Raw genomic sequence first — 15,061 nt, forward strand, 5'->3', positions numbered from 1 at the left:
CTCGGCGACCTCACCTGCCCTCGCGGCTAGGTCAGCGCGCGACCGAACGAGGCGGGAAGGACGTGCTCGGCGCGGCCAATGTAGCGCTCGTGGAACATCGGGTTGGGCAGTGACTCGGGCTCCACGTTGACGAACACCGTGCGCGCGCCCTCATACTCGGCGGAGCGCCCTCCCTGCCCCACGTCCACGACTCAGAGGGTCGGCCAAAACGAGTTCTGGCCGACCCTCTGTCTATTTTAGCCGTCGTGGACGACGCCACGCCCTCCCTGCCCCACGTCCACGACTCAGGGACTGTGTTTTCACAGTCCCTGACGATTTTAGCCGTCGTAGACGACGCCACGCCCTCCCTGCCCCACGTCCACGACTCAGGGACTGTCAAGGAATCCACGCCCCCGCTCGCGGGGGGCGACCACCAGCCTTCTCAAAGGCACGAACTCCATTGCCCACCAAGCCAAAGCGGAGGAGCGGACAGCGACGAAGCGCCCCCGGTCCCCAAACGGCTGTGGGGGCAAAGCAGAACTCAGAACCCGGACGTGCGCGCCATGGCCCAGGACATGCCCTCGATGTACTGACCCCCGCACTGCGGGATCTCCTGGGCCTGACGCAGGGAGAAGATCCAGTCGACCCCAGACGAGTTGAACTCCTCGACGTCCCCGGGCCAGAGCTCGGTGCCGAAGGCCTCGACCCGAAAGTTGGACGCCGCGCCGCCGTTCGTGCAGCACGCCTCGACGTCTGGATCGCCCCAGAAGTAGTCCTCGCAGGTGCACTGGGCGATGGGCTCGCCCTGCTGGGGCAGCTCGGTGTTTCCGAACACCTGCTGGCCCGTGAAGGTCGGCGAGACCTCGTTGTTGGCGCCAACGAGAAACGCGGTCGCCGGCGATCCGAGGCTCATGGCCATCGCGTCGTAGCGGCAAAAGTCGCCGTCCTCGCCCACGAAGTGCTTGGTCTCGATCTGCAGGCACAGCGAGTTCGACTCCAAGCTGTCGGCGACCTCGGGCAGGGCCGTGGTCGTGAACTCCTCGAGGGCCTCGAAGCCAGGCACGCCGGTGATCACCCCGTGGCCGTCGCACTCGCCGCAGCCGGGCGCCCAGCAGCGCACGCCCTGGAGCACGCCCGGGTCGTAGTTGTAGTCCCCAATGTTGATCAGCAGGTAGTGCTCCTGCCCGTTTTCGCAGGGCAGCGGATCCGCGCCTTCGGGTTTGACCGAGTAGATGAAGGCGTGGGGCGGCACGTCCAAGACCTCGCAGGTGGGCGGCTCCTCCATCGTCTCGGTCTCCCCGTCCGTCTCGGCGTCGAGGGTGTCGGAGCTCGTGCTGGCGTCGGTGCCCGTCTCGGTGTCGGCGCTCGTGCCCGCGTCCGAGCCCACCTCGTCGTCGCCGCTCCCCGACTCGCCCTCGCCGTCCGTACCGGCCTCGTCGGCGACGGAGCCCTCGCTGTCCGAGAACGCGGGGTTGACCATGGTGCAGGCGCCGCTCATCCCGAGCACGGCGCACGCGACGATTCCCGACCAGCTTTGCCCACGCACGCCCTTGGCTTAGCACGTTCGGCGCGCGCGCGCGGCCACGCGCGCACACACACGGGGCGCGCTGGCGAGCATGGGGGGACAGACGCGGTTTAACCGAGCACGACGGGGCGTCCGCGCATCAGCGAGCCCTCGGTCCCCGAGCCCTCGAAGCCCACGCGGACATAGAGCATGGCGCTGCCCGGGCCTGCGGTCTTGCCCTCGAGGCGGACGGTCACGAAGGTGTCCTCGGGGTTGTCGAGGAAGCGCTCCTTGGGCTTGACCTTCTTGTCCTTGATGGGCTCCACGCCGGCCGGGACGAGGTAGTCGACCTTCGCGACGCGCTTTTTGCCCTGGGCGACGAACTCGCCCGAGACCTCGGCGCCCTGGAGGGTCGTGACCGTGGCCTTGACGGGCTCCATGAGGCCCTTCTCGACGGCCTCGTTGCTCATCTCGACGAACAGCCCGGCCTCGGCCTTGCCGCCCTCGCTGACCGCGTTGATGACGATCTCGAAGGCCCCGCTCACGGGGAACTTCCACGCCTCGTTGGGCTGCTGCGGGTTGAGGCTCAGGCGCGGCGCCTGGGTGATGTAGCGCTGGCGATCGCTGCCCGGCGCCCCCGCCCTGCCGGCGGGCTCGTCGGGCTCTTCGATCTCGGCCTCGGGGATCTCGGCCTCGTGCTCGCCGCTCGCCTCGGGCACGTCGTCCAGGTCGACGGGCGCGAAGCTCCAGCTCACGCCCGAGCCCGTGCCCTCGTAGATCCGCTCGTCCACGGACACGAGGACCTTGGAGCCGTCGGCTGCGCTGCGCATCAACACCTGCGAGGCGGGCAGGTCGTCGGCCAGGGGCACCTCGCCCTTGAGCGAGAGGTCGGCGAGCGCGAAGCACAGGAACTTGGCGTGATCGACCAGCATCAGCGCCGTGTCGCCGATGATGGTCATGGGCCCGAGGCTCTTGGCGGTGAAGCTCGCGCTCGCCAGGATCTTGCCGTCGGGGCTGACATGGGCCAGGGCCGCGGCGCCGTTGGCCAGGTTGACGGCGCCCAGGAAGCCCTCAGCCGTCGCCGTCGCCGTGACCCCGGTGTTCTTGTCCTTGGGCAGGCGGAGCACGCAGGCGAAGCCCTCGTCCTTGGGTCGCAGCAGCCCGATGACCGCGCTGGCGAGGTCGTAGACGACGTAGCCGTGGGCGTTGCGGTCGACGTAGAGCAGGTCCGGATCCGTAGCCCAGCGCGTCTTGCGGCTCCACGGCGCCTTCTCCCACAGCAGCCCCGCGGGCCAGTCCACCTTGGCCGGGCGCGAGGCCTCGAAGCTCCGCTCCCACTTGCCCTTGGGGTCCGCCGGCGGGGTGCCGATGACCACCGAGGTCACCGCCCTGGCCTTGGTGCCGGTGACGTAGGTCGCCATGACCTTGTCGCCGTCGGCCGGGGCGAGGGTGCTGATCAGCCACGGGAAGCGGGTGCCCTCGCCGGCCTTGCCGAGGGTCGTGCGGACCAGGTTGCGGTCCTTGTCGATGGTGTAGGCAACCTTGCCGCCATCCCCCACAGGCATGGGGCGCAAGCGCGCAAAGCCCGTCTTGCCCTTCTTGGGCGCGAGCTTGCCACCGAGCTGCTCGAGGCCGAGCTGGAGCTCCGCCGCGCCACCGCGGTGCACGCTCAAGCCGCGCGCTCCGACCACGACGCGGTCCTTGCCGTCGGTCCAGATCGTCACAGTTCACCTCCCACAGCCGCTCGGCGGGCCCGGCGGGCCAGTCCTCGGGTCAGTCGGGTCGAGTCCGTGGGGTTCGTCTGTCGCCTCGGAATACGCATGAGTTGGGACGCGAAGCGCGATCGGCGTTGTCGGCGACGCGACGCCATTGATAGCACGGTTTCCGGGGGCCCCGCTCCGCAGGTCGGGCCAGCGCGTGGGTGTGCGGGCCAGCGAGGCCCGCGAGCGCCGAGATTCGAGGTTCCGAGTCTCGAGCCGGGGCTCGGGGCCGCGCGAGCGTGCGCTTTGGATCAATCGATCTCTTCGAAGTCGTCGAGTTCTTCGAGCTCGCTGATCTCCTCGATGGCCTCGATGGCCTCGGCCGCGGCCGCCTTGGGCTTGCCGCCCGGCGGGGGCGGAGGTTTGGGCGGGGGCGGTCCCGGGGGCTCGGGGGCCGCGTCGAAGTCTTCGAAATCTTCGAGGAGATCGTCGTCGACCTCGCCGATGTCCTCGACGTCGGCGTCGAGGTCGACGTCTTCGAGATCGTCGAAGGCCGCGTCGAGCTCGGAGTCCATGGCGGCAGCGTCGGCCTCGGCTTCCGTCTTTGCTTCAGGTTCTGCCTTCGCCTCGGGCTCCGCCGCGACCTCGGGCTCGGTTTCTGCCTTCGCCTCGGGCTCTGGCTCGACCTCGGGCTCCGCCGCGACCTCGGGCTCTGCCTTCACCGCGACCTCGGGCTCTGCCTTCACCGCGACCTCGGGCTCTGCCTTCACCTCGGGCTCTGCCTTCACCTCGGGCTCCGCCGCGGGCTCGGGCGCTGCCTTCGGCTCCGGCTTGGACTTCGCCCTCTCACTCCGCTTCGAGATCGGGCGCCTCCGCGCAGAAGCGCGCGACTCCTCCTTGGCGGCCGACCCGCCCGAAGCCCGCGCCTGGCTCAGGCTCTGCCCGACGAGGGCCTCGCTGACCAGGGCCTCCGCGTCGACCTCGACGACGATGGGCGGGGCCGCGATGGCCTCCCCTTCCCGCGCGTCGCCCTCGACGCGATAGCCGAGGGCCGCCCGCGCGTCCGCGTAGGCTCCGCTGACGGCGTAGGCCGCGAGCGCGCGCAGGTCTCCGTCGAGCTCGACGCGCTCGCTGAGCTCCTGCGTGGGCAGCTCGGGGCCAAAGCCTCCGATGACGCGCAGCGCCGCCGCGAGGTCGCCCGAGACCACCAGGCCGACGCGAGCGGCCGCCCGGCGCACCCACGCGCGGAGCGAGCGGCTGTCGAAGCCTTCGTCCGCCTGCTCCTTGAAGCCCGCGCCGATCTGCCGCGCGACGCGGATCGGCAGCTTGCGCGACAGCTCGTGGCCGAGCTTGCTGACCGGGTCCTTGGCGTGGCGGGCGGCCTGCTTGCGCTGACCGTGGCGCGGGTGGAAGGCGAGCAAGGTCGCCGACAGCACCCGCGCGAAGCGAGCCCGGGGCAAGCCCATGAGCATCACGGCCTCGGGCCGGGTGCAGAACACGGCCCGCGCCAGGGCAAACTCGACGGCCTTGCGCTGGTCCTCGCCGGCCTCGCGCGCGGCCGGGCCGGCGACCAACACCGGCGGCTGCTGGCAGTGCGGCCGGACCCAGCCCGCCGCCGGCTCGTCAGCGGCGTCTGCCTCTCCCTCGGAGGCTCGATCGAAGCGCGCGTCAGCCACGAGCGCGACCTTGCTCTGACCCATGCGCTTGAGGACCTCGCGCCAGGACTTGGCCAGCTCGCCGTCGCCCACGGGCGAGACGCGGTCCTTGGTCGAGACCTCGAGCTTCTCGAACTGCCCGCCGATCAGGCCCTGGCCCGACTCCCACAGATGCACCAGCGCGCCAGGGATGGCGGCCGTGCGCGGGGTCTCGCCCACGATGGACTCGACCACCAGCTCCTTGGCGTCGCTCGGCGGCAGCTCCGGGTGCTCGGCCAGGAAGGTCGCGGCCTCCCCCGCCGCCTCCTCGGCGCCCTCGCCCAGCTCGCTGGCGACGAGGCCGAGGGCAGCGAACAGCGCCCGGGCGCGCTGGAGCTCGCCAGCCTCCCGGTGGTGGCGCGCCAGGCCCAAGAGCGCGGGCGCGTGCAGGGGATCCATCTCGAGCAAGCCGCGATGGTTGCTGATGATCTTGTGCTTGCTGACGACCTTGCCGGCCGCCGTGAGGCGCGCGTAGAGCTCCGCGAGGTGCTCGTACTGGGCCCGGCCAAACTCGCCGTCGGCGAGCTCCGGACGACCCATGCGCACGCGCAGCCGGGCCGCCCGCTCGAGGGAGGCCGCGGCCAGCTGCGGGGCCTTCTCGCTCTGGATCCCGGCCAGGCGCACGAGCAGGGAGATGCGCGCGCTCAGGTCGTCGTCGAGCTCGACCCGCTCGCCCGAGCTCTCGCGCTCGGCCTCGAGCTTGGCGATGAACTCGGACACCAGCGGCTCGAGCTCCTCGGTGCGGCCCTCGGCCTCGAGGCTCTGGGCCTTGGCGAGCATGGCCGCCGAGGACAGGGGCGCCAGGGCGACCGCCCGATCGGCGTAGCCCCGCGCGAGCGCGACGCTCGGCTGGGGGCCGGCGTCCGGGCTCGGCTCGGCGGGCGCGTCCCCGTCGGCCGCGGCCGCCCCATCGGACCCCGGCAGGGCCACGCGCACGCCCTCGATGAGCAGGCTCAGGCGGGTGGCGTCGTCGGGGTCGGCGACCAGCAGGCGATCGAGGCAGCGCAGGGCCAGGGAGTCGTCGTGGTGAGCCGTGGCCCGGAAGGCCGCCTCGAGCTGGCCCAGGTCGAGGACCGGGACCGGGCTGTCGGCGACCAGGACCAGGCCCAGGCGGACGCACTCGAAGGCTTCGCGCTCGAACTCGCGGACCCGCTCGTGGCGCTTGCTGGCGTCCTCGGGGGACTCGCCCTCGGGGTCGGAGTCGCGCAGCAAGCCCGCGGCCTCGCGGTAGTACATGCCCGCGTCGACCCAGGCCACGCCCCGCGGGTGCGGCTCGGCGATGGCCTCGGCCATGCGCCCGGCGTAGCGAGCCGCCCCGGCGGCGTCGCCCCGCTCATAGACCATGGGCACGAGCAGGCCCAGAGCCCGGACGTTGCTCGCGTCGTGGCCGAGCGCGGCCTCGAGCCGGGCGCGGGCCTCCTCGTGGCGGCGCAGCTCGAGCTCCGCGGCCGCAGCCTCGGCCTGCATCTGCGCGACCAGGGCCGCGTCCGCCTTGCTGAGCACGCCGTCGGCCTCGCGCAGCGCCGTGAGCCGCTTCTCGAGCTGATCGACCACGGAGACCACGTCGCGGTGCCGGCGAGCCCGGACCCGGTTGTCGACCACCGCCAGGCGGATGCCCATGTTGTCTGGGTCGTGGCGCAGCGCCGCGGTCAGGCGCCGGTAGGCCTCGCCCGCGCGATCGGTGGCCTCGAGCACCCGCGCGAGCAGGACCAGGCCCTCGACCAGCTGCTCTTGCGCGCGGACCAGGCCGAGGGCCTCGACGGCCTGCTCGAGCTGCTTCTCCGCGCCCTCGAAGTCCCCCGACTCGACCAGGACCTCGCCCAGGCCCAGGCGCGCCTCGGCGTGGTCGGGGTCCTCGGCCAGCGCGGCGTCAAAGCGCGAGCGCGCGGCGTCGACGTCCTGGGTCACGCGGTAGGTGATCCGCCCGATCTCCGTCAGCAAGCGCGCGCGCACGCTGCCGGACTCGAGGGCTTCGAGCTCGGCGTCCATGAACGCCGTCGCCCCCTCGATGTCGCCCGCGGCGATGTCGAGCTGGACCAGGCCCTCGATGCTCCGGGTCAGCCGCTCGGCCCACTTGGCCTGCTCGCTGCCGCCGAGCTTGGCCTTGGCCTTGGCCTCGGCGAGGATCCGCGTGTAGGCCGTGCGCGCGCGATCGGGGGCCTCGAGGTGCGTCCGCAGCAGATCCGCGGCCTCGAGCACGCCGTCGATCTCCTCGAGCTGCATGAGGCCCTCGACGAGCAGCGGGAGGTCGTTGAGCGCCCGCGCGAGCTTGGTGCGCTGGACCAGCAGCTCGCGCTCCTCCGGCGCGTGACGGAGCGCCCCGGACACGACCTCGAGGGCCTCCCGGTGGCGGCGCCCCTCGTCGGCGAGGACCTGCGCGAGGGTCTTGCTCGCGGACACCAAGCGCGCCCGCAGCTCGGCGGCCGCGTCTGCGCCTGCCTCGTCGCCTGCTTCGATCTTGGCGAGCCGCGCCTCGAAGCCCTCGATGCGCTCGCGGATCAGCGCGATGCCCTCGTCGAAGCGGCTCGCCTTGCGGTACAGGCGGCTCAGCCCGAGCACGACCTCGTCGTCCTCGGGGGCCTCCTTGGCCAGCTGCTCGAGGGTCTGGGTCGCCCCGAGCTCGTCGCCGAGGCCCTCTTGCAGGGCCCGGGCCTTGACCACGAGCAGCTTGACCCGCCCGGCCTGGCGCGTCGCGTCGTCGAGCTCGGCGTCGTTGGACAGCCCCTCGAGGCGCTCCTCGATCACCGGCAGGAGCTTGTTCCAGCGCTCGGTGATGAGATAGAGGTCCTGCAGGCAGGCCAGGGCCTCGTCGTCCTTGGGCTGGAGCTCGCGGTAGTCGACCCAGGCCTCGATGGCCCGCTCGGGCAGCTCGAGCTCCCGGGTGTAGATGCGCGCGATCTTGCGGAGGTACTTGGTCTGCGACTCGGCCTCGAGCAGGTCCTCGATGGCCTTGCGCATGGCGTCGATGGCCTGCGGCCACTCCTGGCGGCGGATCAGCAGCTCGGCCAGGGCGTCGTGGAGCTCGGCGAAGTCGCCGATCTCGCGGACCAGGGCGCGCAGCAGCTTGACCGCCGCGTCGCTCTTGTCGACCTCGTCCTCGTAGAGCTTGGCCAGGACCAGGGTCCGCTCGACCCGCTCGGCGTCCTCGAGCCCGCGGGCCTCGGCGCGCAGCAGCTCGGCGTAGGTCTCGACGTAGTCCGGCCGGCGCTCGAGCTCGTCGTAGATGACCAGGAGCTCGCGCAGCGCCCCGACGTGGTTCGAGACCACGGCGAGCACGGCCTTGTAGCGGGCCTCGGCCTCGCCCAGATCGCGCTCGAAGTCGTCGCGGCGGTGGAAGGCCGCGATGCGCATGTTGAGGGCGACGACGTGCTCGGGCAGGGCCGCCTCGGACAGCAGCTTCTTCCACGCCTCGAGCAGGCGCGGCCGGGCCTCGTGGCGCTCGGCCAGCTCCTCGAGGCTGGCCACGCTCACGGCGTGCTCGGGGAGGACCATCAGGGCGCGCTCGTGGCACAGGAAGGCCCGCTCGAGCAGCTTGGCGCCCTCCTCCCACAGCCGCGCGATGACCAGCTGGAGCTCGACCTTCGCCTCGCGGTTGGCCGTGGGCAGCTCGGAGTAGGCGGCCGCGAGCTCCTCCCAGGCGCTGGCGACCTTGGGCCGGGGGGGGAGCACGGGGCCCGACAGCGCCGGGACCTCGGGGAGCCCGCGCCCGAGGGCGAAGGTCTCGTCGTGCACGCCCGTGTCCATGCCCACCGGGCGGCGCTCGGGCTTGGGCAGGTGCAGGGTCTTGCCGAAGCGCTCCGTGCCGGGATCGAGCTCGGGATCCAGCGCAGGATCTGGGGCACTGCGCCGCGCTCCGGGCACGCGGCCCGCGTTGGCGGCCTCGCGCTGGGCCTTGCGGGGATCGGCCATGTTGCCGATCTGCCCGCTCACCTGCGCCGAGGCCAGGTCGGCGCCGTCGAGCTCTTCGACCTCGCGCTTGCGCGTGACCTCGCCGTCGAGGTCGCGCTTGCGCGTGACCTCCTCGAGCAGCTCGACCCGCGACACCTCCTCGACCACCGAGTCCTCGGAGATCAGCTCGACCCGCGACACCTCCTCGATCTCGGAGATCAGCTCGACCCTCGACACCTCCTCGACCACCGAGTCCTCGAGCAGCTCGACCCGCGACACCTCCTCGATGACCGAGTCGGAGATCAGCTCGACCCGCGACACCTCCTCGACCACCGAGTCCCCGCCGTCCATGGGCGCGACGGCCGTGAGCTCGTCGGGGTCGCCCTCGGAGTGGGGGTCGTCGTAGCGCAGGGCCACGCCGTCGGCGGCGTCCTGGGTCCCCGGCGGGGTCAGGTGCTGAGGGTCCAGGCCGGCCCGGTGCCACAGCGTGGCGTCGCGCAGCTCGGGCATGGGCAGCTCGGGGTTGATGGCGCTGTCCTTGGGCAGGGCCGGTCCGCGGTAGCGACCCACGGCGCCCGCGAGGCGCCACAGATCGACGTTGGCGGCCGACTCGGACACGCCCAGGGCGCCCACCCGGGGCGGCAGCTCGGGGCTGCGCCGCCAGGCCTCGAGGCGCGCTCGGAAGGCGTACTCGGACCGGCCGAGCTTGTGCTCGTAGAGCTCGGCGAGCTCGACGAACAGCGCGACCTGTCGAGCCGTGCTGCCCGAGCGCTCGAGCTCCCAGGCCGGGAGCAGCATGAAGCTGTGCCACAGGTCGTAGCGCGCGGCGATGCGCTCGGCCTCGGCCCGGGCGTCGCCGTGCTCGGGGTCGAGGGTGAGCACGCGCAGCCACTCGGCCAGGGCCCCGCCGCCGTCGTCGAGGCGCTGTTCTCGGATGCGCGCGCGCTCCTCGAGCAGGCCGACCTTCTCGGCGGTGGTCCGGGCCTGCTCGACGAGCTCGCCGATGGCCCGGAGCTCGACCAGGGCGCCCACGGACACGCCGTCGTGGTCGCCCTTGGTCTGCGCCCCCTCGTCGACGCCAGCGGCGAGCCGGCGCAGGCGCGGCATGATCACGTCGCCCTCGCGGTCGAGGCTGACCCCGCGCAACAGCACGCGCATGGCCGAGATCGGGTCCTCGAGGCGCTCCTCGACGATCTGGCTGGCCTCGGCGAGGGCGTCCACGGCCTGGCTGAGCGCGCCGGCCTGGGTGTGCTCCCGGGCCAGCGCGGCGTAGTGGTCGGCGACCTCGCGCCACAGCCCCTCGCGCTCGGCGATGGACACGGCCATGTCGAGGGCCTCCTCGGCCAGCGAAGGATCGCGCTGGCGCAGGTCGGCCCAGCCCCGGCGCAGGCTGGCGAAGGCCGCCCGCGGGTCGTCGAGCTTGCGCTGGTAGATGCGCGCGAGGGCCGAGAAGGCCTCGAAGCGGCCGAGGGCGCTCTGGGCCTGCTCGAGGCGGTGCTCTTCGAGGTCCAAGAGCGCGCCCCACAGCTGGTGGCGCCCGGCGATGGCCTCGATGCGCTTGCTCAGCTCGTCGTCGTTGGGCGCCCGGCTGAGCCCGCGCTGGAGGTAGCCGACCGCCCGCTTGGGGTCCTTCAGCTCGCGCTCGGCGATCTCGGCCGCGCCGATCATCCGCTCGACCAGCTCGTACTCGTCGACGATGGTCTCGCGCTCGAGCTCCCGCTCGGTCACCTCGAGCAGCGAGCTCCACAGCCCGTAGCTCTCGGCCAGCTTGCGCAGGCGCTTGAAGCCGCGCTCGAAGTCCAGCTGCTGCGCCCGCGCGATGAAGTAGCCGCGCCGCGCCCACGCGAACGCGCGATCGGCGTCGCCCAGCTCGCGCTCGGCGATGGTCGAGGCCTCCGTGCAGATCTCGAGCTGCCCGGTGACGTCGCCCATCTCGCCGAGCCGGTTGATGCGCAGCTCGTCGATCTCGAGCAGCTCCTTCCAGGTCCCGTGGACCTGGGCGAACTCCTCGATGTAGTCGCGCAGGGCCGGGTCCGTGGGGTCGATGCCGCTCGCCCGGCGCAGCAGCTCGAGGGCCCGGCGGGCGTCGCCGAGGCCCTGGTCGGCGAGCTCGGCCATGCGCTTGAGGGTGTCGATCTGCTCGTCGGGGTCGCGGGCGACGAGCTCGAGCTTGCGGGCCAGGGAGCGCAGCGCCAGCTCGAACTCGCCGAGCTCGGCCTGCAGCTCGCCGAGCTTGGCGTGGCCCTCGGGGTCCTCGGGGAACTCCTCGAGGCGCCGACGGATCGCCTGCATCGCCGCGGGCTTGTTGTCGAGGACCTGCCAGGCGTCGACGATGAGCTGGAAGAGCTCGGCGCGCTCGGCCGTGTCGGCGGTCCCGATCAGCATCAGCTCGGCGTGGGCGACGAGCTTCTCGCGGTCGCTGGCGCCGCGGTAGGCCTCGAGCAGGCTGCGGTTGACCTCGGGGTCGCCGCGCCGCGGACCCTCGAGGATCCACGCGAGCACCTCGGCGGCCTCGCCCGGCTTCTCGACGTCGAGGAGCAGCAGCTGGGCCTGCTCCCAGGCGAAGCTGAACGCCTCCTCGTCGCTGTCGGCGATCAGCCGCAGCGTGCCCAGGACCTTGGCGAGGGGCTCGCTGTCCTCTTCGAGGCGGTAGAGATCGGCGAGCGCGTCGAGGGCCCCGCGGTGCTTGGGACGGATCCGCACGGCCCGCTCGTAGGCGCTGCGGGCGAGATCGGGATCGCCGAGCATGCCCTGGGCGATGCTGCCCAGGCGCAGCAGGTAGTCGAGCTGGCGAATGATCGGCGTCTTGCTCGAGCCCGCGGCCCGGCCGAGGAAGGCCGCCAGCTCCTCGTAGCGGCTGCCCTGCTCGTAGATCGCGATCATCTTGTCGGCGACCTCGAGGTTGTCGGGCTCGAGGTCGGCCAGGCGCGACCAGTAGCCCGAGGCCCGGTCGTGGTCCTGGAGCTGGCTCTCGGCCACCCGCGCCAGGCGGCGGAGGATCTGCGCCTTTTGCTGGGCCTTGCCGGCGAGCTTGTACTCGCGCTCGAGGGCCGCGACGAGCAGCTCGACGTCGCTGGCCTCGCGGGCAAGGAGCTGGAGCCGGTGCAGGGCCTCGAGGTCGTTGCCGGTCAGCGCGAGGATCTCCTCGCAGGCCCACATCGCCTCGGCCGGGGCCGAGAGCTCGTGGTGCCACAGCTCGGCCATGCGCCGCAGCAGCGTGACCCGCTCGGTGTCGCTGCGCGCCCGCTCGTACTGCTGCTTGAGCAGCTCGATGACCTGGTAGTGGTCGCCGGCGCGGTCGTAGAGCGCGGTCAGGGCCCGGGTCGCCCCGAGGTCGTCGGGCACGAGGTGGAGCATCTCGCTGTACAGCTCGATGGCCCGCTGCGGGTTGACCTGCCGATCGCGGTAGATCTGCGCCAGGCGCTTGAGCAGCTCGAAGCGCTTGCGCGGCTCCGTGGCCCGGGCCAGCTCGCCCTCCTGGACCCGCACCATGTTGTCCCACATGCGCGTGCGCTTTTGGATCCGCGCCATCTGCTCGCGGGGCTGGCGGTTGCGCGGGTAGGCGTGGGACATGCGGTTCCACGCGTCGAGGGCCCCGTCGACGTCGCCGAGGCGACGCTCGCAGATCTCGGCCAGTTCGGTGAACTCCTGCTCGAAGCTCTCGTTGCGCAGCGGGCTGTAGCCCCCGGACGCGGCCACCTCCATGGCGCGCTCGATCTGGTAGAGGATCAGGTCGCGCAGGGCCGCCCACGCGTGCTTGCGCCGAAAGTGCTCCTTGTAGCCCTCGAAGGCCTCGGCGTTGAAGGGCTCGCGCTCGAGCACCTTGAAGTAAAACAGCGCCGCGCGCTCGTGGTCGTCGAGCTGGTGGTGGAAGACCTTGGCGGCCTCGAGCAGGCTCGCCGTGGACATGCCGTCGCCGAGCTGCTCGACCTTCCACTCGAGCAAGGTCGCCAGCGCGGCCCAGTCGGCGGTGTCGCGATAGATGCGCTCGAGCGCGGTCCAGGCCTCGCCGTCGGCGGTCTGGTAGCGGCCGGCCTCCTCGTAGCAGACCCGGGCCTCCTCGCGCCGGGACAGGCGCTGGTCCAGGTTGGCCGCGCGGCTGAGCAGCACCTGCAGGCGCGCCGGGCCGTCGACGTAGGTCAGCATCTCGATGTAGAGCTCGTCGAGCTCCATCCACAGGTCCTGCTCGGCGAGCAGCTCGGCCAGGAGCTTGGCGGCCTCGTAGGTGCCCGGGCGCAGGCTCAGGGTCCGGCGCAGCAGCTTGGTCGCCTCGGGCAGGTCGTTGGCGCGGCGGGCCAGGCCGGCGGACTTGAGGAAGATGCTCGAGGCCTTGGCCATCCCGTCCTCGCTGGCCTTGCCCGAGCCGAGGTAGAGGTTCCCGAAGGCGCGCAGGGCCGCGAGGCTGTTGGGCGCCATCTTGATCGCGGCCTGGAGGTGGCGGGCCGCGCTGGCCAGGTCGTCGTAGTGCTCCGTGGCCAGCCGAGCCAGGCGCAGGTGCAGCTCGCTGATCCGCGCGGCGACGGCCGGATCCTGGGCGAAGCGAGGATCGCCCTCGAGCACGCCGAGCTCCGTCTCCATCAGCTGGAAGGCCCGCTCCCACGCCCCGCCGCCGAGGTGCAGGGTGATCAGGGCCTCGCTCGCCCCGGTCAGCCCCGGATCCACGCGCAGCGCCTGCTCGTAGTGGGCGACGGCCTCGCCCATGGCGTGGAAGCGCCGGCGCTGGATGTCCGCGTAGGCCATGTGCAGGGGGCCGAGGAGCGCGGGATCGGCGTTGCGCGCCCAGCCCAGCCGCCACATCAGCAAGGTCGACAGCTCCGCGTCCCAGCCGAGCTCCTGGTAGGCCAGGTACAGGCGCTCGTAGGCCCGCTCGTTCTCGGGCTGGGCCATGAGCGCCCGGCTCAGGGCGTGGGTCGCCTCGCGCGGACGATCGGCGCGGTCCTTGAACAGCTCGTAGGCCTGAATCGAGAGCTCGACGACCTTGGCGGCCTTCCCGGGCTCCCGGGCCATCGACGCCGCGTGCTCGACGAGCAGCTTGGCCATCGAGAGCCAATCGCCGGCCTCGCGCATGCGTCGTCGCGCCCGCGCGAACACCCGCTCATCGCCGCGTTGTTCGCGGTAAGCGATGAGCGCCTCGGCGTCGGCGTCCTCCTCGGGGGGCAAGGGGCAAGGGAGGGCGAAGTCGGAGGCCGGATAGACGTTCGACATGGTGCTCGAGCTGCCCCGTGTTGGGGAGGATCCCCAGCCACGAAGGCAGCGCACGTTACCACGAGGCCCCCCTCGCTGGGCGTCGAGAAAGTCGACCGGGCCGCTGGCTCGGCGAGCTCTGGCTCGGTCTGCAGCGTCGCCGACTCGCCCTGCGATCGACCGGCTCGCGCGGGTCGATCGCTCGTCGATGGTTTGTCGATCCGGACCACACCTCGCGTCCCGACTAAGCCAGCCCCGAGCCTGGAGGCACCGACTGCGGCAAGCTCGCGTCCGCCTCGAACGAGCGGCGACTCACGGCCCGAAGGGGCTCACAGCGGCCTCCATCACGTCCAGCGAGGGTCCTGGCGTTTGCAATGGAGGCCCGGACAAGTAGCCTGCACAGACGCCCGCGCAGCCCGGGCCGTGGCCGCCCCGTGCCGACTTCGAATCAACGCCAGAGCCCGCGCGACGCCGCATCGCCCATCTCCCTCCGCTTCGACAACGGAGCGCGCCTGCTGATGATGCCCGGCCCGCCCCCGGCCCGCGGCGGCCGCGGGGTCGCCTGCGTCCAGCTGTGGATCCACGCCGGAGCCGCGGCCGAGCGCAGCCGCGAACACGGCTGCGCCCACCTCTTCGAGCACATGGTGTTCAAGCCCTGGGTCGACGCCGAGGGCCGCAGCCACGACCTCGCCAGCGCCATCGAAGCCCTCGGCGGAGACGTCAACGCGTTCACGAGTCACGACGAGACCGTGTTCCACGCTACCCTTCCTGGGGACGCCATCGAGGAAGCCCTCGCCATCTTGCTCCCCGCGGTGACCAGCCGGCCCATCGATCCCGCCCTCCTCGACCGGGAAAAGCAGGTCGTCATCGAGGAGATCCACCAGTACGAGGACGACCCGGCGGCGCGGAGCATCCAGGCCCTGATGGCCGACCTCTACGGCGATCACCCCTACGCCCGCCCGGTCCTCGGCGAGCTCGAGGAGCTCCAGGCCCTGACCACGGCGCGCCTGCGCGGGTGGCAGCGTCGCCAGTGCCGGGGCGAGAGCCTGACCCTCGTGGTCACGGGCTGCGCCGACCCGGGCGCGGTCGAGGCCCAGGCCCGCGCCCTGCTC

At 72.2% G+C, this 15,061-nt stretch carries 5 protein-coding genes; 1 reads left to right on the forward strand and 4 read right to left on the reverse strand.

From position 1 onward, the window contains the following. Nucleotides 1–26 precede the first annotated feature (26 nt). The 4 genes from PPSIR1_RS48570 to PPSIR1_RS33070 form a co-directional block, all read right to left on the reverse strand. Nucleotides 27–188, reverse strand: coding sequence for a hypothetical protein (locus PPSIR1_RS48570; protein ID WP_006975600.1), 162 nt, complete (start codon nucleotides 186–188; stop codon nucleotides 27–29). Nucleotides 189–520: 332 nt separating this feature from the next. Next, nucleotides 521–1,525 (reverse strand): hypothetical protein, encoded by a 1,005-nt coding sequence (locus tag PPSIR1_RS33060; protein ID WP_157596224.1) that lies wholly within the window; start codon nucleotides 1,523–1,525, stop codon nucleotides 521–523. An 89-nt stretch (nucleotides 1,526–1,614) separates the two neighbouring features. Then, on the reverse strand, nucleotides 1,615–3,207 hold the full coding sequence (locus PPSIR1_RS33065; protein ID WP_006975602.1) for a hypothetical protein: 1,593 nt from the start codon (nucleotides 3,205–3,207) through the stop codon (nucleotides 1,615–1,617). Between the two features lie 287 nt (nucleotides 3,208–3,494). Continuing rightward, nucleotides 3,495–13,970 carry a tetratricopeptide repeat protein gene (locus tag PPSIR1_RS33070; RefSeq protein WP_006975603.1) on the reverse strand — a complete coding sequence of 3,492 codons (10,476 nt, stop codon included), beginning with the start codon at nucleotides 13,968–13,970 and terminating at the stop codon, nucleotides 3,495–3,497. 413 nt (nucleotides 13,971–14,383) lie between these two features. On the opposite strand from PPSIR1_RS33070, the gene PPSIR1_RS33075 reads away from it, so the two are divergent. Then, a partial coding sequence (locus tag PPSIR1_RS33075; RefSeq protein ID WP_198154670.1) for a M16 family metallopeptidase occupies nucleotides 14,384–15,061 on the forward strand: 678 nt, incomplete at its 3' end.

This window comes from Plesiocystis pacifica SIR-1, from assembly GCF_000170895.1.
Taxonomy (GTDB): domain Bacteria; phylum Myxococcota_A; class Polyangia; order Nannocystales; family Nannocystaceae; genus Plesiocystis; species Plesiocystis pacifica.